Annotated in this window: 16 protein-coding genes; 5 read left to right on the top strand and 11 right to left on the bottom strand. The window is 60.9% G+C overall.

All coding sequences use genetic code 11. From position 1 onward, the window contains the following. Positions 1–101 precede the first annotated feature (101 nt). The 3 genes from phoB (at position 102) to LVD08_RS00850 (ending at position 3,616) form a co-directional block, all read left to right on the top strand. Positions 102–791, top strand: a complete 690-nt coding sequence (gene phoB, locus LVD08_RS00860) for a phosphate regulon transcriptional regulator PhoB (protein WP_003229608.1) — start codon at positions 102–104, stop codon at positions 789–791. Between the two features lie 74 nt (positions 792–865). Next, complete coding sequence (gene phoR / locus LVD08_RS00855) at positions 866–2,152, top strand: phosphate regulon sensor histidine kinase PhoR (protein WP_207199136.1); 1,287 nt, start codon at positions 866–868, stop codon at positions 2,150–2,152. A gap of 123 nt (positions 2,153–2,275) precedes the next feature. Further along, positions 2,276–3,616: a hemolysin family protein gene (locus LVD08_RS00850; protein ID WP_007962298.1), complete on the top strand. Its 1,341-nt coding sequence runs from the start codon at positions 2,276–2,278 to the stop codon at positions 3,614–3,616. A 114-nt stretch (positions 3,617–3,730) separates the two neighbouring features. Here LVD08_RS00850 and LVD08_RS00845 read toward each other — a convergent pair whose 3' ends face one another. From LVD08_RS00845 to LVD08_RS00810, 8 genes are all read right to left on the bottom strand, one after another. After that, the gene (locus tag LVD08_RS00845; RefSeq protein WP_247267162.1) at positions 3,731–4,627 is read right to left on the bottom strand and encodes a peptidoglycan DD-metalloendopeptidase family protein; all 897 of its coding nucleotides are present in this window, start codon (positions 4,625–4,627) and stop codon (positions 3,731–3,733) included. Between the two features lie 209 nt (positions 4,628–4,836). Continuing rightward, positions 4,837–5,796 (bottom strand): response regulator, encoded by a 960-nt coding sequence (locus tag LVD08_RS00840; RefSeq protein ID WP_027610371.1) that lies wholly within the window; start codon positions 5,794–5,796, stop codon positions 4,837–4,839. Positions 5,797–5,976: 180 nt separating this feature from the next. Continuing rightward, positions 5,977–6,738, bottom strand: a complete 762-nt coding sequence (gene phoU / locus LVD08_RS00835; RefSeq protein WP_003229617.1) for a phosphate signaling complex protein PhoU — start codon at positions 6,736–6,738, stop codon at positions 5,977–5,979. Between the two features lie 70 nt (positions 6,739–6,808). After that, positions 6,809–7,642, bottom strand: a complete 834-nt coding sequence (pstB, locus tag LVD08_RS00830) for a phosphate ABC transporter ATP-binding protein PstB (RefSeq protein ID WP_007962289.1) — start codon at positions 7,640–7,642, stop codon at positions 6,809–6,811. Positions 7,643–7,803: 161 nt separating this feature from the next. After that, entirely contained in the window at positions 7,804–9,474 is a 1,671-nt protein-coding gene (gene pstA, locus LVD08_RS00825; protein ID WP_007962288.1) for a phosphate ABC transporter permease PstA, read from the bottom strand. Between the two features lie 15 nt (positions 9,475–9,489). Continuing rightward, positions 9,490–11,523 carry an ABC transporter permease subunit gene (locus LVD08_RS00820; protein WP_225138952.1) on the bottom strand — a complete coding sequence of 678 codons (2,034 nt, stop codon included), beginning with the start codon at positions 11,521–11,523 and terminating at the stop codon, positions 9,490–9,492. Positions 11,524–12,006: 483 nt separating this feature from the next. Continuing rightward, complete coding sequence (locus LVD08_RS00815) at positions 12,007–13,011, bottom strand: phosphate ABC transporter substrate-binding protein PstS (protein WP_086792482.1); 1,005 nt, start codon at positions 13,009–13,011, stop codon at positions 12,007–12,009. Positions 13,012–13,245: 234 nt separating this feature from the next. Continuing rightward, on the bottom strand, positions 13,246–14,544 hold the full coding sequence (locus LVD08_RS00810) for an MFS transporter (protein WP_247267161.1): 1,299 nt from the start codon (positions 14,542–14,544) through the stop codon (positions 13,246–13,248). A 376-nt stretch (positions 14,545–14,920) separates the two neighbouring features. On the opposite strand from LVD08_RS00810, the gene LVD08_RS00805 reads away from it, so the two are divergent. Beyond that, positions 14,921–15,325 (top strand): acyl-CoA thioesterase, encoded by a 405-nt coding sequence (locus LVD08_RS00805; RefSeq protein WP_003229628.1) that lies wholly within the window; start codon positions 14,921–14,923, stop codon positions 15,323–15,325. Positions 15,326–15,383: 58 nt separating this feature from the next. Beyond that, on the top strand, positions 15,384–16,283 hold the full coding sequence (locus LVD08_RS00800) for a D-hexose-6-phosphate mutarotase (RefSeq protein WP_247267160.1): 900 nt from the start codon (positions 15,384–15,386) through the stop codon (positions 16,281–16,283). Between the two features lie 125 nt (positions 16,284–16,408). Here the strand turns inward: LVD08_RS00800 and LVD08_RS00795 are convergent, their stop codons facing one another. From LVD08_RS00795 to LVD08_RS00785, 3 genes are all read right to left on the bottom strand, one after another. Next, positions 16,409–16,945 carry a DUF3299 domain-containing protein gene (locus LVD08_RS00795; RefSeq protein ID WP_027610367.1) on the bottom strand — a complete coding sequence of 179 codons (537 nt, stop codon included), beginning with the start codon at positions 16,943–16,945 and terminating at the stop codon, positions 16,409–16,411. A 102-nt stretch (positions 16,946–17,047) separates the two neighbouring features. Beyond that, the gene (locus tag LVD08_RS00790) at positions 17,048–17,293 is read right to left on the bottom strand and encodes a GlsB/YeaQ/YmgE family stress response membrane protein (protein WP_003229635.1); all 246 of its coding nucleotides are present in this window, start codon (positions 17,291–17,293) and stop codon (positions 17,048–17,050) included. 109 nt (positions 17,294–17,402) lie between these two features. Further along, complete coding sequence (locus LVD08_RS00785; protein WP_247267159.1) at positions 17,403–18,485, bottom strand: 5-(carboxyamino)imidazole ribonucleotide synthase; 1,083 nt, start codon at positions 18,483–18,485, stop codon at positions 17,403–17,405. Positions 18,486–18,489 lie beyond the last annotated feature (4 nt).

Here is an 18,489-nt window from a genome sequence, read left to right as displayed (position 1 = left end):
GATCACGCCAACCGCCGGGCGACTAAAATACTGTCACACGACTGCAATAATTCCGTTATCTAATGCGGCGCAAGACAGTTAAATGACAAGAGGATTAAGGCATGGTTGGCAGGAGCATTCTGATCGTCGACGACGAAGCGCCCATTCGCGAAATGATCGCCGTTGCGTTGGAAATGGCCGGCTATGACTGCCTCGAGGCGGAGAACTCGCAGCAGGCACACGCTATCATTGTTGACCGTAAACCGGACCTGATCCTGCTCGACTGGATGCTGCCTGGCACCTCCGGCATCGAACTGGCCCGCCGCCTCAAGCGTGACGAGCTGACCGGGGACATCCCGATCATCATGCTCACCGCCAAGGGCGAAGAAGACAACAAGATCCAGGGTCTTGAAGTCGGCGCCGACGACTACATCACCAAACCGTTTTCCCCACGCGAACTGGTCGCCCGCCTCAAGGCTGTGCTGCGCCGCGCCGGCCCGACTGATGGCGAAGCGCCAATCGAAGTCGGCGGCCTGCTGCTCGACCCGATCAGCCACCGCGTGACCATCGACGGCCGTCCGGCCGAGATGGGCCCGACCGAATACCGTCTGCTGCAATTCTTCATGACCCACCAGGAACGCGCCTACACGCGCGGGCAGTTGCTGGATCAGGTCTGGGGCGGCAACGTCTATGTTGAAGAGCGCACCGTCGACGTGCACATCCGCCGCCTGCGCAAGGCCCTCGGCGACGCCTACGAAAATCTGGTACAAACCGTGCGCGGCACCGGCTACCGGTTTTCCACCAAGGCCTGATCCGACCGCCAGACTCGCTGACAAGGACCGTATTTTCCGTGAATCAAAACTGGCATGGCACCCTGATTCGCCACATGCTGTTGCTGGTCACAGCGTGTCTGGTGATCGGCCTGATCACCGGCTATTACGGCTGGAGCCTCGCTGCCGGCCTGGGCATTTACTTGGCCTGGACGCTCAAGCAACTGTTGCGTCTGCACGAATGGCTGCGCCTGCACCAACCCGATGAAGCACCGCCCGACGGCTATGGCCTGTGGGGCGAGGTGTTCGACAGCATCTACCACCTGCAACGCCGCGACCAACGGGTGCGCGGGCGCCTGCAAGCGGTGATCGACCGGGTGCAGGAGTCCACCGCCGCGCTCAAAGACGCGGTGATCATGCTCGACAGCGACGGCAACCTGGAATGGTGGAACCGCGCTGCCGAAACCCTGCTCGGCCTCAAGACCCCGCAGGACAGCGGCCAACCGGTGACCAACCTGGTACGGCATCCGCGCTTCAAGGAATACTTCGAGCAGGAAAGCTACGCCGAACCGCTGGAAATCCCTTCGCCGACCAATGATCGGGTGCGCATTCAGCTGTACCTGACGCGCTACGGCAACAACGAACACCTGATGCTGGTGCGAGACGTCACGCGCATCCATCAGCTGGAACAGATGCGCAAAGACTTCATCGCCAACGTCTCCCACGAACTGCGCACGCCGCTGACGGTGATCTGCGGCTATCTGGAAACCCTGCTCGACAATGTCGAGGAAGTGAACCCGCGCTGGAGCCGCGCGCTGCAGCAGATGCAACAACAGGGCGGGCGCATGCAGACGCTGCTCAACGACCTGCTGCTGTTAGCGAAACTGGAAGCCACCGATTACCCGTCGGACAACCAGCCAGTGCAGATCGACGCCCTGCTGCAGTCAATCAAGAGCGACGCCCAGCAGTTGTCCGGGCAGAAGAACCAGAAAATCACTCTCGAAGCCGATGCGCGCATCCTGCTCAAGGGCAGCGAGGCGGAACTGCGCAGCGCCTTCTCCAACCTGGTGTTCAACGCGGTGAAATACACCCCGGCCGAAGGCAATATCCGCATTCGCTGGTGGGGTGACGAGCAAGGCGCGCACCTGAGCGTGCAGGATTCCGGGATCGGCATCGACAGCAAACACCTGCCGCGCCTGACCGAACGCTTCTACCGCGTCGACTCCAGCCGCAACTCCAACACCGGCGGCACCGGGCTGGGCCTGGCGATCGTCAAACACGTGTTGCTGCGCCACCGCGCGCGGATGGAAATCAGCAGCGTGCCGGGTCATGGCAGCACGTTCACCTGCCATTTCGCCCCGGCCCAGGTGGCCCAGGCTCGGGCCATCAGCGCCGCCGAGTGATACCGGCCAGCACGCGCCACTAGGCAATCGCCATGTCAGCCGCTACATTGGCTGACTTGCGTCTGCCTTTCAGGCGCGATTTCTTCTCTCTTACGAATCACACGGAACCTGCAAAACTCCATCATGGACCCTTCCCCTGGCTTGTCCCTCGCTACGATTTTCGCCGATTTCGGCATGATTCTTTTCGCTCTGATCCTGGTTTTGCTCAACGGCTTCTTCGTTGCGGCGGAATTCGCCATGGTCAAACTGCGCTCGACCCGGGTCGAGGCCATCGCTGACAAGAACGGCTGGCGCGGGCATATCCTGCGCACCGTACACAGTCAGCTCGATGCGTACCTCTCGGCGTGTCAGCTCGGTATCACCCTCGCCTCCCTCGGCCTCGGCTGGGTCGGTGAGCCGGCATTCGCGCACCTTCTCGAACCGCTGCTGAGCGCGGTCGGCGTGCAGTCGCCGGAAGTGGTCAAAGGCATTTCGTTCTTTACCGCGTTCTTCATCATTTCCTACCTGCACATCGTGGTCGGTGAGCTGGCGCCCAAGTCGTGGGCGATCCGCAAACCGGAGCTGCTGTCGCTGTGGACGGCGGTGCCGCTGTACCTGTTCTACTGGGCGATGTACCCGGCGATCTACCTGCTCAATGCCAGCGCCAACGCAATTCTGCGGATTGCCGGCCAGGGCGAACCCGGCCCGCACCACGAACACCATTACAGCCGCGAAGAACTGAAACTGATCCTGCACTCCAGCCGTGGCCAGGACCCGAGCGACCAAGGCATGCGCGTGCTGGCCTCGGCAGTGGAAATGGGCGAGCTGGAAGTGGTCGACTGGGCCAACTCCCGCGAAGACCTGATCACCCTGGAATTCAACGCGCCGCTGAAAGAAATTCTGGCGATGTTCCGTCGCCACAAGTTCAGCCGGTATCCGGTGTACGACAGCGAACGTCAGGAGTTCGTCGGCCTGCTGCACATCAAGGACCTGCTGCTGGAGCTGGCGGCGCTGGACCACATTCCGGAGTCGTTCAACCTGGCTGAACTGACCCGTCCACTGGAGCGCGTGTCGCGGCACATGCCGCTGTCGCAGCTGCTGGAGCAGTTCCGCAAGGGCGGCTCGCACTTCGCCGTGGTGGAAGAAGCCGACGGCAACATCATCGGCTACCTGACCATGGAAGACGTGCTGGAAGTGCTGGTCGGCGACATCCAGGACGAACACCGCAAGGCCGAGCGCGGGATCCTCGCGTATCAGCCGGGCAAGCTGCTGGTGCGTGGTGATACGCCGCTGTTCAAGGTTGAACGCCTGCTCGGAATCGACCTGGATCACATCGAAGCCGAAACCCTCGCCGGTCTGGTCTACGAGACCCTGAAACGAGTGCCGGAAGAGGAAGAAGTGCTGGAAGTCGAAGGCCTGCGGATCATCATCAAGAAGATGAAAGGGCCGAAGATTGTGCTGGCGAAGGTGTTGATGCTGGATTGATGGGCTGATCGGGCACCGCGCCGATTCCTTCGCGAGCAGGCTCGCTCCCACAGTTGAAATGCATTCCAGGGTGGGAGCGAGCCTGCTCGCGAAGGGGCCAACAGATACAACACATCACTGTTTGCCCAACGCAAAGTTGGGCAACGCCCCCAGTGGCTGGTTGAACTGATACGGAATCGACACCAGCCCCTGCCCGGTATTGCGCTGCACCACAAAGTGCAGGTGCGGGCCGCTGCTGTTGCCGGTATTGCCGGATAGCGCCAGCGGGCTGCCAACCGTCACCCGCTGCCCCTCGCGTACGCTCACCGAGCCCTGCTTGAGATGCAGGTACACACCCATCGTGCCGTCGTCGTGCAGCACCCGGACGAAATTGCCGGAGGCATCATTGCCGCGCCCGCTCTGTGAATTTTCGGTTTTCACCACGACCCCGGCCCGTGCGGCAATGATCGGTGTCCCCACCGGCATGGCGATGTCCATCGCATAGCGGTTCTTCGGCCCATAGTGGCTGTACTGACCGTTGGCACCCTGACTGAGACGGAACGGCCCGCCCCGCCACGGCAACGGATAGCGATAGCTCTGCGCAGCGCCTGCGGGGTCACCCAGCGAATACTGGAATTGCGGCGAATACACCAGCGGCTGACCCCGGCTGATCGCCGTCAGCAACGCCAACCGCGTATTGCTGCGCGCTGGCAGCACCCGGCGAATCGTCTGCGCCGGAGCGCCACGCACATTGCTCAGGCCGGTAAACGCCAGTGCAATCTCGACCGGCGCATACAGATCGTTGCGCACGAACACCACGTCGCTGCCCTTCTGTTTCCTGATGTCGAGGTACACCTGACGTTCGAGGTGCTCGACCATGCGGTCCTGAAACACGAACACCTGCGAGCCTTTGCTCGGCCGGTCGCTGTACGAGACCACGCCGTTGGCATCGGTGGATTTGTAGATGGTCATGGCCACAGTCGAGGTGGAGGCCAGGAAAAGACCACAGAAAAACAGCAGGCGCGCGAGCATGGGCAAAGAGTCTGTCGAAGGAAGGCCTGGAAATGAGCCTAGCAGGTGAAGCAGACCAGGCTAGTCGACAGATGTTTCAAATTGGGCGGTCTGGGAAATCGATGTCGTAAGTGATGGCCCCTTCGCGAGCAGGCTCGCTCCCACCTATGAAATGCATTTCAAGGTGAGTGCGGGCTTGCTCGCGAAGGCGGTGTGTCAGGCGACGAGGATCAAGCGCCCGGAACGAAGTGCTTCTGCGCCGTGCCGCGGGCGATCAGGCGGGAGATGTAATCGAGCTTCTGCGCATCCTGGTCGACGAAACGGAAAGTCAGTTGCAGCCAGTCGCTGTCGGCTTTCTGCTCGTGGGCAACGATGGCGTGCAGGTAGCCGTTGAGGCGGGCGATTTCGGCGTTGTCGCCCTGCTCCAGGTCGAGCACGGCGCTGTCGAGGATCTGCGGCAGGGTGTCGGTGCGTTTCACTACCAGCAGCGCTTCCTTGATGCTCAGGGCCTTGATCACGCATTGCTGGGTGCCACTTGGCAGGCGCAACTGGCCCTGGCCACGACCACCGACTGGCGCTTTCGAGGCAGCCGGTGCCTGCACCGGTGGGCTGTTGAGCAAACCGCGCGAGGGCGCAGCAGCTGGCGTTGGCGCGACAACCGCTGGCTTGGCGAACGGATTGACCGCAGCAGCGGCCGCCGGCGCAGCACCGACCACGGCAGGCTTGCCGCCGGTCAATGCGCTCAGGGAATCGTTGCCGAACGCCGAGTTCATCTTGGTCGGCGCGCTGTTCATCAGGGTGTCGAGCTTGCCAACCTTGTTCAGCGCCTGCTTGACCTTGGTCAGCAGTTGTTCGTTGGTGAACGGTTTGCTGACGTAGCCGGAAACCCCGGCCTGGATCGCCTGCACCACGTTCTCTTTATCGCCACGGCTGGTGACCATGACGAACGGCATGGTCTTGAGATTGTCCTGCTCGCGGCACCAGGTCAGCAGCTCGAGGCCGGACATTTCCGGCATTTCCCAGTCGCACAGCACCAGGTCAAACGCTTCCCTGGCCAGCATGGCCTGGGCCTTTTTGCCGTTGACGGCGTCCTCGGTGCGGATCCCCGGGAAGTAATTACGCAGGCACTTTTTCACCAGGTCACGAATGAACGAAGCATCGTCCACGACCAACACACTGATCTTGCTCATCCAACACCCCTATAAAAATCCCGGCAAGCATACCGCTTTTACTGATGGCACATTGCCAACAATCTTCAGTCACGCCGGGACTTTTCGTTCGCGGGTGCTGCTTTTTATTACGATTTCCTGATCCAGGCCCCCAAAACAAAACCGCCCGGCCAAAGGGCCGGGCGCTTTTCTCAGGCAATCTTACTTATCGTCAGCATTGCCCGGAACATTAGCGGTTTCGCCGCTTGTACCTTCAACTTCTTCTTTCATGCGTTTGAGGCCCAGGTGGCGCACATCGGTGCCGCGCACCAGGTAGATCACCAGTTCCGAGATGTTGCGCGCATGATCGCCGATGCGTTCCAGCGAACGCAGGACCCAGATGATGCTCAGAACCCGCGAGATAGAGCGCGGGTCTTCCATCATGTAGGTCGCCAGCTCGCGCAGGGCGGTCTTGTATTCGCGGTCGATGACCTTGTCGTATTGCGCCACCGACAAGGCTAGATCGGCATCGAAGCGGGCAAACGCGTCCAGCGCATCGCGAACCATGTTGCGCACCTGATCGCCGATGTGACGAACCTCGACGTAACCGCGCGGCGCTTCACCTTCTTCGCACAGCTGAATGGCGCGACGGGCGATCTTGGTCGCTTCGTCGCCAATGCGCTCCAGGTCGATCACCGACTTGGAGATGCTGATGATCAGCCGCAGGTCGGACGCCGCCGGCTGACGACGGGCAAGAATGCGCAGGCATTCTTCGTCGATGTTGCGTTCCATCTGGTTGATCTGGTCGTCGATCTCGCGCACCTGCTGGGCCAGACCGGAATCGGCCTCAATCAGCGCGGTGACAGCGTCGTTGACCTGCTTCTCGACCAGCCCGCCCATGGCCAGGAGGTGGCTGCGCACTTCCTCAAGCTCGGCGTTGAACTGCGCGGAGATGTGGTGGGTAAGGCCTTCTTTACTAATCATGGTGGCGTCCTTGGAGCGTCCGGTAAGGTGCGGTGGGCCGCAGCGTCAATTCTGTGAATAACCGCAACTGTCAGCCATAACGACCGGTGATGTAGTCTTCGGTCTGTTTCTTCGCCGGATTGGTGAACAGGGTATCGGTGTCGCCGAATTCCACCAGTTTGCCCATGTACATGAACGCCGTGTAGTCGGAAACCCGCGCGGCCTGCTGCATGTTGTGGGTGACGATGACGATGGTGAACTTGGACTTCAGCTCGTAGATCAGCTCTTCGACTTTCAGGGTCGAGATCGGATCGAGGGCCGAGCACGGTTCGTCGAGCAGCAACACTTCCGGTTCAACGGCGATGGTGCGCGCGATCACCAGACGCTGCTGCTGACCACCGGACAGGCCGAGTGCCGAGTCGTGCAGACGGTCTTTGACTTCGTCCCACAGTGCCGCGCCTTTCAATGCCCACTCGACCGCTTCGTCGAGAATGCGCTTCTTGTTGATGCCCTGGATGCGCAGCCCGTAGACCACGTTTTCGTAGATGGTCTTGGGGAACGGGTTGGGCTTCTGGAACACCATGCCGACGCGGCGACGCAGCTCGGCAACGTCTTCACCTTTGCGGTAGATGTTGTTGCCGTACAGGTTGATCGCACCTTCGACACGGCAACCGTCAACCAGGTCGTTCATACGATTGAAGGTACGCAGCAGCGTGGACTTGCCGCAGCCGGACGGGCCGATAAACGCGGTCACGCGCTGTTTCGGGATGTTCATGCTGACGTCGAACAGCGCCTGCTTCTCGCCGTAGAACAGGCTCAGGCCCGGGACTTCGATGGCCACGGTTTCCTGCTCAAGGCTCAGGCTCTGCTTGTCGCGACCCAGGGCCGACATGTTAATGCCGTGGGTATGTGTTTCGTGCTGCATGGGAGGCTCCCTGTGCTAACAAATTCGGTTCGGTTAGCCGCTTGGTGCGGCTGTACTCAATCTAGGGTGGGAGCGGGCTTGCTCGCGAAGAGGGCGGCACATTCAACATCAATGTCGCCTGACCCACCGCCTTCGCGAGCAAGCCCGCTCCCACAGGAATATCAACTGTCCAAAGCTTTGTATTTTTCGCGCAGGTGATTACGAATCCACACCGCCGACAGGTTCAACGTGGCGATCACCAGCACCAGCAGCAGCGCCGTGGCGTACACCAGTGGTCGTGCTGCTTCGACGTTCGGGCTCTGGAAGCCGACGTCATAAATGTGGAAGCCCAGGTGCATGATCTTCTGGTCCAGGTGCAGGTACGGGTAGTTGCCGTCCACCGGCAGCGACGGCGCCAGCTTCACCACACCCACCAGCATCAGCGGCGCCACTTCACCGGCGGCGCGGGCTACGGCGAGGATCATGCCGGTCATCATTGCCGGGCTGGCCATTGGCAGGACGATCTTCCACAGCGTTTCCGCCTTGGTCGCGCCCAGCGCCAGCGAGCCTTCACGGACGGTGCGCGGGATACGCGCCAGACCTTCCTCGGTCGCCACGATCACCACCGGCACCGCCAGCAGCGCCAGGGTCAGCGAGGCCCAGAGCAGACCCGGAGTACCGAACGTCGGCGCCGGCAGTGCTTCGGGGAAGAACAATCGGTCGACCGAACCACCCAGCACGTAAACGAAGAAGCCCAGACCGAACACGCCGTAGACGATCGCCGGAACGCCGGCGAGGTTGTTCACGGCGATGCGGATGATCCGGGTCAGGGCGTTCTGCTTGGCGTACTCACGCAGGTAGACCGCCGCCAGCACGCCGAACGGGGTGACGATCATCGCCATGATCAAAGTCATCATTACCGTGCCGAAAATCGCCGGGAAGATCCCGCCTTCGGTGTTCGCTTCACGCGGATCGTCGGAAAGGAATTCCCAGACCTTGCTGAAGTAGAAACCGATCTTGGTCATCGTGCCCATGGCATTCGGCTGATAGGCGTGAACCACTTTACCCAGACTGATTTCGATCTCTTTGCCGTTGGCATCGCGGGCAGTCAGCGCGTCGCGGTTGAACTGCGCATGCAGATCGCTCAGACGCGCTTCGATGTCCTGATAACGCGCGTTCAGCTCGGCACGCTCGGCGTCCATGTCCGCTTGCGCGGTGGCGTCGAGCTTGCCGTCGAGTTCCAGTTTGCGCCCGTGCAGACGGATGCGTTCCAGCCCTGCATTGATCGCACCGATGTCGGTCTTTTCCAGCGATTTGAGTTGGGCAGCAAGGCCGTTCACACGGTTGATCCGCGCTTGCAGCTCAGGCCAGGCCGCTTCGCCTTCGGCGATCACCTTGCCGTCCTGTTTAACGTTGACCAAGTAGCCGTAGAAGTTGCCCCACTCGCGACGCTCGATCGCCATCAGTTCCGGCGGCGTGGTCTGCTTGGTCAGCCACTCGCCGACCACCCAGGTGAAGTCGTTGCCGTTCAGGTCACGGTTGCCGACCTTGATCAGCTCGCGGGTCATGAATTCCGGGCCCTGATCAGGCACCGGCAGGCCGGCGCTTTTCAGGCGTGCACGCGGCACCTCTTCTTTCTGTACCACTTCGCCGATGACCAGATGATTGGCCTGGCCAGGTACGTCGTAGCTGGCATGGATCAGGTCCGCCGGCCAGAAGTGACCCAGACCGCGCACGGCAATCACCGCCAGCAGGCCAATGGTCATGATGACCGCGATGGACACCGCGCCACCGCTGATCCAGACGCCCGGGGCGCCGCTCTTGAACCATCCATTCAGGGAGTTCTGTTTCACAGACTTCTACCTTTCTTAAAGCGACGAGTATTTCTTGCGCAGACGCTGACGAATCAGTTCTGCCAGGGTGTTCATGACGAAGGTGAACAACAGCAGCACCAGCGCCGAGAGGAACAGCACGCGGTAGTGGCTGCCGCCGACTTCCGACTCGGGCATTTCCACCGCGACGTTGGCGGCCAGGGTGCGCAGGCCTTCGAACAGGTTCATTTCCATGACCGGGGTATTACCCGTGGCCATCAGCACGATCATGGTTTCGCCGACCGCACGGCCCATGCCGATCATCAGCGCGGAGAAGATCCCCGGGCTGGCGGTGAGGATCACCACGCGGGTCATGGTCTGCCACGGCGTGGCACCGAGCGCCAGGGAACCGAGGGTCAGGCCGCGCGGCACACTGAACACGGCATCTTCGGCAATCGAGTAGATGTTCGGGATCACCGCAAAACCCATCGCCAGACCGACCACCAGAGCGTTGCGCTGGTCGTAGGTGATGCCCAGGTCGTGGGAGATCCACATGCGCATGTCACCGCCGAAGAACCAGTTCTCCATGTACGGACTCATGTACAGCGACAGCCAACCGACAAACAGGATCACCGGAATCAGCAGCGCACTTTCCCAGCCATCCGGGACTTTCAGGCGGATCGACTCAGGCAGACGACTGAAGGTGAAGCCGGCGACCAGAATGCCGATCGGCAACAGCATCAGCAGGCTGAAGATGCCCGGCAGATGTCCTTCCACATACGGGGCGAGAAACAGACCGGCGAAGAACCCGAGGATCACCGTCGGCATCGCCTCCATCAGCTCGATCACCGGTTTGACCTTGCGGCGCATGCCCGGGGCCATGAAGTACGCGGTGTAGATCGCGGCGGCAACCGCCAGCGGCGCGGCCAGCAGCATGGCGTAGAACGCCGCCTTCAGGGTGCCGAAGGTCAGTGGCGACAGGCTCAGTTTCGGTTCGAAATCGGTGTTGGCGGCGGTCGATTGCCAGACGTACTTAGGTTCGTCGTAGTTCTCGTACCAGACCTTGCTCCACAACGCGCTCCACGACACTTCCGGGTGCGGGTTGTCGAGCAGCAGCGGTTGCAGCTTGCCGCCGGCCTCGACGATCACCCGGTTGGCGCGCGGCGACAGACCGAACAGGCCCTGGCCTTCGGCTACCGGCTCGACCAACAGGGTGCGGTGCGCGGTGCTGTGGAACACGCCGAGCTTGCCGCTGGCATCGAGGGCCACGAAACCCTTGCGACGCTCTTCGGCGGTGATTTCAACGATCGGCGTGGTGCCCATCTGGAAGGTACGGATCTGCTTCAGGCGCAGCTCGCCATCGGTATCGCGAGCCATGAACCACTGGGCCAGACCACCCTTGGAATCACCGATGATCAGCGAGATGCCGCCCACCAGTTGCGTGCTCGCGGTGACTTCGGCGTCAGCGTTTTCCAGCAGTTTATAGCGACCGTTGAGGCTCTTGTCGCGCAGGCTGAACACGTCGGCCTGGGCACGCCCGTTGACCACGTACAGCCATTGCTGGCGCGGGTCGACGAAGATGTTCTTCACCGGCTCGGTCATCTGCGGCAGCTCGATACGCTTCTGCTCGTTGGTGACTTCGCCGGTCATCATGTTTTCTTCGCTGGTCAGCGCCAGCACATTGAGCTGCGAACCGGTAGAACCGACCAGCATCAGCGTCGAATCGGTGGCGTTGAGGCTGACGTGCTCCAGTGGCCCGCCGCTTTCGTTCACCGCGATCGGTGTATTGCCGTAAGGAAACTCGATCGCTGGAGTGATGGTTTTCTTGCCATCGGGGTAGCTGACCTTATAGGTGTGACGGAACACCAGCGCCTGGCCGTTGGACAGGCCCACCGCCACCAGCGGATGACCTGGCTGATCTTCGCCAATGGAAGTTACGCTGGCGCCGGCAGGAACCGGCAGATCGACGCGCTTCAATTCAGCGCCACTGTCGATGTCGAAGAACAGCGCCTGGCCCTTGTCGGAAACGCGCATCGCCACCTGATTCTGCTCTTCGAGCGAAATCATCAGCGGCTTGCCGGCGTCCTGCATCCAGGCTGGGGTAATAGCCTCTTTCGCGGTCAGGCTGGCACCCTGGAACAACGGTGCAACGACGTAGGCGAGGAAGAAGAAGATCAGGGTGATGGCTGCCAGCACCGCCAGACCGCCAACGAGGACGTACCAACGGGTGAAGCGATCCTTGAGCGCGCGAATGCGGCGCTTGCGTTGCAGCTCAGGCGTATTGAAATCAATGCGCTTGGGAGGGGAAGTCGTAGTCATTGGGGAATTGGCCAGATCATTCATGCGCTCACCCTAGCGATCCTGTATGACAGAAAGATGACAATGCAGTGACGCACCAAATCCACCGCCAGCGGGTACTGGAGGAGGATCAGAGAATTCGAAGAATCTGTGGGAGCGGGCTTGCTCGCGAAAGCGCTTATTCAGTTAACGAAGATGCCGAATCTGAAGGCCTCTTCGCGAGCAAGCCCGCTCCCACAGTGGAGTCCGAAGGGTATTTACTACGGACTCAGTTTGTTACTTTTTTGCGACTTCAGCGCCGCCTTCCTGCAGACCCAGGTCAGCCAGTGCTTTTGCAGCAACCTTGGCTGGCAGCGGGATGTAGCCGTCTTTCACTACCACTTCCTGACCCTGTTTCGACAGAACCAGTTTCACGAACTCGGCTTCCAGCGGGGCCAGAGGCTTGTTCGGGGCCTTGTTCACGTAAACGTAGAGGAAGCGCGACAGCGGGTACTTGCCGTTCAGGGCGTTTTCTTCGGTGTCTTCGATGAAGTCAGTACTGCCTTTCTTCGACAGAGCAACGGTCTTCACGCTGGCAGTCTTGTAGCCGATGCCCGAGTAACCGATGCCGTTCAGCGAGGAGCTGATCGACTGCACAACCGACGCCGAGCCTGGTTGTTCGTTGACGTTAGGTTTGTAGTCGCCTTTGCACAAGGCTTCTTCTTTGAAGTAGCCGTAGGTGCCGGATACCGAGTTACGACCGAACAGTTGCACTGGCTTGTTGGCCAGGTCGCCGGTCACACCCAGGTCGCCCCAGGTTTTCACGTCGGCTTTGGCGCCGCACAGACGGGTGGACGAGAAGATCGCGTCAACCTGTTCCATGGTCAGGTGCTGGATCGGGTTGTCCTTGTGCACGAACACCGCCAGGGCGTCCACGGCCACCGGGATAGCGGTTGGCTTGTAGCCGTATTTCTGTTCGAAGGCCGCCAGTTCGGTGTCCTTCATCTTGCGGCTCATCGGGCCCAGGTTGGAGGTACCTTCAGTCAGCGCAGGTGGCGCGGTGGCGGAGCCAGCGGCCTGAATCTGGATGTTTACGTTCGGGTATTCTTTCTTGTAGTTCTCAGCCCACAGGGTCATGAGGTTGGCCAGAGTGTCGGAACCAACGCTGGACAAGTTGCCCGATACACCGGTGACCTTGGTGTAAGCCGGAATTGCCGGGTCAACGCCAGCGGCTACCGCGTGGGCAGTCGCAACGCCAGCAGCGACAAAAGTCATTGCCGCCATCAAACGCTTCAGTTTCATGCCTTACTCCTAGCAGATAGGGTGTGTTAAGTCGGGGCCAAGTATCAGCAGGCCGTGTGAACACTCTATGGCTGAAATATGACAATTGGATGAAAGGCCAGCATCGGAGTTTTTACTGGATGATTCGAGTCGTCCCATTCGCGAGCAGGCTCACTCCTACAATTGAAAATACATTCCAACTGTAGGAGTGAGCCTGCTCGCGATGGCGTCAGAACAGCCGATGCGGAACCTGAATTAGCGCCCCTTCTTCCACAGCCACGCCCCCACCAGAATCCCCATCGCGCACAGCACCGCCACATAGTAGGCCGGGCCCATCGCGCTTTCCTTAAGCAGCAGGCTGACCACCATCGGCGTCAGGCCACCGAAGATCGCATACGCCACGTTGTACGAGAACGACAATCCGCTGAAGCGCACCACCGGCGGGAATGCCTTGACCATCACGTATGGCACCGCACCGATGGTGCCGACCAGCAGACCGGTCAACGCATACAGCGGGAACAGCCAGTTCGGGTGATCGGCGAGGCTGTGATAGAAGGTCCAGGAGCTGATCAGCAAGCCCAGGGAACCGAAGACAAACACCCGGCCGGCGCCAAACCGATCCGCCAGGGCACCGGAAATGATGCAACCGACGCTGAGGAACACGATCGCCAGGCTGTTCGATTGCAACGCCACTGTCGGCGAGAAGTGATAGACCGTCTGCAGCACGGTCGGGGTCATCAGGATCACCACGACAATCCCGGCGGACAGCAGCCAGGTCAGCAGCATCGAGACCGCAATCGCCCCGCGATGGTCACGCAGCACCGCACGCAGCGGTACTTCTTCGGCCAGCGCCTTGCGCAGTTGCAGCTCAGCGAACACCGGAGTTTCGTGCAGCCAGCGGCGCAGATAGACCGAGAACAGGCCGAATACGCCGCCGAGCAGGAACGGGATCCGCCAGGCGTAATCCGCGACTTCCCCCGGTGTATAAATGCTGTTGATTGCCGTGGCGACCAGCGAGCCGAGCAAGATGCCGGCGGTCAAACCGCTGGTCAGCGTCCCGCAGGCGTAGCCGATGTGCTTTTGCGGCACGTGTTCGGAAACGAAGACCCACGCTCCCGGCACTTCCCCGCCAATCGCCGCGCCCTGAATCACTCGCATCAGCAACAGCAGGATCGGCGCCCACATACCGATCTGCGCGTAGGTCGGCAGCAGGCCCATGATCAGGGTCGGCACGGCCATCATGAAAATGCTCAGGGTGAACATCTTCTTGCGCCCCAGCAGGTCGCCGAAGTGCGCCATGACAATGCCGCCCAGCGGCCGCGCCAGGTAACCGGCAGCGAAAATGCCGAAGGTCTGCATCAGGCGCAGCCACTCGGGCATGTCGGCCGGGAAGAACAGCTTGCCGACCACGGTGGCGAAGAACACGAAGATGATGAAATCGTAGAACTCCAGCGCACCGCCCAGGGCCGATAGCGACAGAGTCTTGTAGTCATTGCGGGTCAGGGGGCGTGCAGGTTGCTCGGGCTGCGCGAGGCTCGAAGGCGCTGTGGTCATGGCAAGGGCTTCTCTTATAGGCGGATCTACCGCCACAACAACGCTGGCTGTGGCTTGGGCAGGTTCGGCACCATAGCAAATTGTTCGAAAAAGCACATAGAGGCGCGTATTTGACGGTCAAAATCAGAACCCGATGGTCGTCGCGGAGTCTACCGACCGATATACTCGCAACCTTGCTCCGGTTTGTAGGGGGTTGCTGTGCGAAAACGTCGTTGGCCCGGCCTTTGAACGGGATCAGCCGGTTTCGCAGAGTTTCCCTTTAGACGCCTATGGAAAACGTGACGAACGCAGTATGTTCGGTGCTGAATCGTTTTTCCTGAAGACGGCTACCACCAGCAATACCAACGAAGAGTCACGGGTCAGAGGCACCCCCGGCATGATAGAGCTCGAACAAGAAGATCCGATCCCGCAAGGCGACCTGGCCCTGCAAATTACCGCACTCCCGCGCGAAACCAACGGCTTTGGCGATATTTTCGGCGGCTGGCTGGTGGCGCAGATGGATCTGGCGGGTACCGCGATGGCCAGCCGCGTGGCCGGTGGTCGCGTAGCCACTGTCGCCATCGACCGCATGGCCTTTCTGGTGCCGGTCGCGGTGGGCGCGCAATTGTCCTTTTATACCCAGACCCTGGAAATCGGCCGCAGCTCGATCCAGATGATGGTCGAAGTGTGGAGCGACGATCCGCTGTCCAGCGAGTGGCGTAAAGTGACCGAGGCGGTATTCGTCTTCGTCGCCATCGACGGCAGCGGTCGCACCCGCTCGGTGCCACCACGCGCGCGTTAAACATCGCCGCGGTTTTGCGGTCGATAGTCGTCCCAAGTGTCTGATCGAGAGTTGCCCCATGAACACGCCCAACGTTGAAGCCGTGAAACTGGATGAACTGAACTGCTGGCGCATCCGCCACGGTCAGGCCGAAGTGCTGGTGGCCCAGCAAGGCGCGCACATCCTCAGTTATCAAATCGACGGCCAGCCGCCGATCATCTGGCTCAACGACAAGGCTGTGTTCAAGACCGGCAAAAGTATTCGCGCCGGCGTGCCGGTGTGCTGGCCATGGTTCGGCAAGTTCGAACGCAACCCGCAGAGCGTGCAGGCCATGTACACCGGTGAGCAACCGGCACCCGCGCACGGTCTGGTGCGGGCGATGGATTGGGAGCTGGGCGGCATCGAATCAGAGGCTGACGGCGTCAAGGTTGAATTCAAGCTGCCCTACCCCGAAGGTGGCCTGCCGGGCTGGCCGCATCAGGTCGATCTGACCCTGACCCTGCATCTGAGTGATCAGTTGCACATCAGCCTGACCAGCCACAATCGGGGTGTCGAAACCGTCAGCATCAGCCAGGCGCTGCACACTTATTTCGCAGTCAGTGATGTGCGCAACGTGCACGTCGAGGGTGTGGCCGGTCTGGATTACATCGAGACGCTGGATGAGTGGAAAACCCACAGCCAACAAGGTGACCTGCATTTCGCTGGCGAAACCGACCGCATCTACCTCGACGCTCCGCCGCAACTGAGCATTGTCGACCCGACCTGGGAACGGCACATCGTACTGAGCGCCAGCGGCTCACGCACCGCCGTGATCTGGAACCCGTGGATCGACCGCGCGGCAGCACTGGCCGACATGGACAACGATGGCTGGCAGCGCATGCTGTGCATCGAGACGGCGAATGTGATGGGTGATGTGGTCACGCTGGGCTCGGGTGCGAGCCATACCATGGGCGTCAGCATCGGCAGCAAACCGCTTTAACCAGTACCGCAAAACAAAATGTGGGAGCGGGCTTGCTCGCGAAGGCGGAGGGTCAGATACATCAATTTGTCTGACACAGCGCTTTCGCGAGCAAGCCCGCTCCCACAGTTGTTTTGTGGCAGGTGTTAGAGATCGGACTCCTGCACCACCCGCACTTTGTCAGCTTCCAGCGCATACGCCGCATCGGCCAGGTCATTGCTGACTTTCTCGATCTTCAGCGTGCCGGTTACCCACAGCGGCGTGTAGATATCGTCCAGCTTCAAACCTTTGGGATAACGCACCAGCACCAGTTGATTCGGTGGTGGCGGTGGCACGTGGATGCAGGCGCCAGGGTACGGCACGAGGAAGAAGAGCGTGCTGCGGCCCTTGGCGTCGGATTCCAGCGGCACCGGGTAGCCGCCGATGCGGATGTGCTTGTCGTTCATCGACGCCACGGTCTTGGTCGAATACATCACCGCCGGCAGGCCTTTAGCCTGTTTCATCCCGCCCTTCTCGGTGAAGGTGCCGGTGGCTTCCGGGGAGTTGTGGTCGATTTCGGGCATGGCCTCGAGGGCTTTCTGGTCCGACTTGGGCATCAGTTCCAGCCAGTCGGTTTCCGGCAGTTCGCCGGCGTGGGCCAGACCGCTGCCCAGCAAAAGAAGAGTCAACAGAAGACGGCGCATGGAGGTGCTCGGTTAAAAATGCTCGGATAGAGGAAGGACGTTGAATCGCCGAGCATTCTAGCCCTCCCTGCCGCGTTGGCAGAGAGGACTTGGTCGCTTGGATCAGTTCTTTTTGATCAGGCCGTAGATCACCAGCAGCACGATCGCGCCGACCAGTGCACCGATGAAGCCTGCGCCCTGACCTGCCTGATAGATACCCAGGGCCTGGCCGCCGTAAGTGGCCGCCAGCGAACCGCCGATACCGAGCAGGATGGTCATGATCCAGCCCATGCTGTCATCGCCCGGTTTGAGGAAGCGTGCCAGCAGGCCGACGATCAAGCCGATAAAGATGGTTCCGATAATTCCCATGGCATTTCCCTCTGATTTGGTAGATATGCCAAAGCCTAGTCAGACTTTGGCATCCTGCCATGAGAGAACGGCGGCTCCCGAAGGTTCCGCCGTTGCCACATGAAACTGTTTACTCGGCGATAAGCGCTTCGACCTTGACGATCTGTGCTTGCAGCGTGGCCATGTCGGCGCAGCGCAGGTTGGCGTGACCGACCTTGCGCCCGGCCTTGAAGGCTTTGCCGTAGTGGTGCAGATGGCAATCTTCGATGGCGATCACTTTCTCAACCGGCGGAACCACGCCGATGAAGTTGAGCATCGCGCTCTCGCCGACCTTGGCGGTCGAACCCAGCGGCAGGCCGGCCACGGCACGCAGGTGGTTTTCGAACTGGCTGCACTCGGCGCCTTCGGTGGTCCAGTGCCCGGAGTTGTGCACGCGCGGGGCGATCTCGTTGGCCTTGAGGCCACCGTCGACTTCAAAGAACTCGAACGCCATCACGCCGACGTAATCCAGCTGCTTGAGCACACGGCTGGAGTAGTCTTCGGCCAACGCCTGCAGCGGGTGATCGGTGCTGGCCACCGACAGCTTGAGGATGCCGCCGTCGTGGGTGTTGTGTACCAGCGGATAGAACTTGGTTTCACCATCGCGGGCACGCACGGCAATCAGCGAGACTTCGCCGGTGAACGGCACGAAGCCTTCCAGCAGGCAGGCCACGCTGCCCAGCTCGGCGAATGTACCGACCACGTCTTCCGGCTTGCGCAGGACTTTCTGACCCTTGCCGTCGTAACCCAGGGTGCGGGTTTTCAGCACGGCCGGCAGACCGATCGAAGCCACGGCGGCGTCCAGGTCGGCTTGCGATTGAATGTCGGCGAAGGCCGGGGTCGGGATGCCCAGCTCCTTGAACATGCTCTTCTCGAACCAGCGGTCGCGAGCGATGCGCAGGGCTTCGGCGCTCGGATAGACCGGGACGAATTGGGAGAGGAACGCCACGGTTTCAGCCGGGACGCTTTCAAACTCGAACGTCACCAGGTCGACTTCATCCGCCAGTTGGCGCAGGTGATCCTGATCGCCGTAATCGGCCCGCAGGTGTTCGCCCAGTGCTGCGGCGCAAGCGTCCGGCGCCGGGTCGAGGAAAGCGAAGTTCATGCCCAGCGGAGTGCCCGCCAGCGCCAACATGCGGCCCAACTGGCCGCCACCGATTACACCGATCTTCATCTCA

The organism is Pseudomonas sp. YL2, from assembly GCF_023063025.1.
Classification (GTDB): Bacteria; Pseudomonadota; Gammaproteobacteria; order Pseudomonadales; family Pseudomonadaceae; genus Aquipseudomonas; species Aquipseudomonas putida_A.
This window is presented reverse-complemented; position numbering and strand designations above follow the sequence as displayed.

Coding starts and splice junctions, on each gene's coding strand:
- pstB (WP_007962289.1), bottom strand. CDS start 7,642: ATGCAGCACGAAACACATACCCACGGCATTAACATGTCGGCCCTGGGT.
- LVD08_RS00805 (WP_003229628.1), top strand. CDS start 14,921: ATGATAGAGCTCGAACAAGAAGATCCGATCCCGCAAGGCGACCTGGCC.
- LVD08_RS00800 (WP_247267160.1), top strand. CDS start 15,384: ATGAACACGCCCAACGTTGAAGCCGTGAAACTGGATGAACTGAACTGC.
- LVD08_RS00815 (WP_086792482.1), bottom strand. CDS start 13,011: ATGAAACTGAAGCGTTTGATGGCGGCAATGACTTTTGTCGCTGCTGGC.
- phoB (WP_003229608.1), top strand. CDS start 102: ATGGTTGGCAGGAGCATTCTGATCGTCGACGACGAAGCGCCCATTCGC.
- LVD08_RS00845 (WP_247267162.1), bottom strand. CDS start 4,627: ATGCTCGCGCGCCTGCTGTTTTTCTGTGGTCTTTTCCTGGCCTCCACC.
- LVD08_RS00850 (WP_007962298.1), top strand. CDS start 2,276: ATGGACCCTTCCCCTGGCTTGTCCCTCGCTACGATTTTCGCCGATTTC.
- LVD08_RS00820 (WP_225138952.1), bottom strand. CDS start 11,523: ATGCAGGACGCCGGCAAGCCGCTGATGATTTCGCTCGAAGAGCAGAAT.
- phoR (WP_207199136.1), top strand. CDS start 866: ATGCTGTTGCTGGTCACAGCGTGTCTGGTGATCGGCCTGATCACCGGC.
- LVD08_RS00840 (WP_027610371.1), bottom strand. CDS start 5,796: ATGAGCAAGATCAGTGTGTTGGTCGTGGACGATGCTTCGTTCATTCGT.
- LVD08_RS00810 (WP_247267161.1), bottom strand. CDS start 14,544: ATGACCACAGCGCCTTCGAGCCTCGCGCAGCCCGAGCAACCTGCACGC.
- phoU (WP_003229617.1), bottom strand. CDS start 6,738: ATGATTAGTAAAGAAGGCCTTACCCACCACATCTCCGCGCAGTTCAAC.
- LVD08_RS00785 (WP_247267159.1), bottom strand. CDS start 18,485: ATGAAGATCGGTGTAATCGGTGGCGGCCAGTTGGGCCGCATGTTGGCG.
- LVD08_RS00790 (WP_003229635.1), bottom strand. CDS start 17,293: ATGGGAATTATCGGAACCATCTTTATCGGCTTGATCGTCGGCCTGCTG.
- LVD08_RS00795 (WP_027610367.1), bottom strand. CDS start 16,945: ATGCGCCGTCTTCTGTTGACTCTTCTTTTGCTGGGCAGCGGTCTGGCC.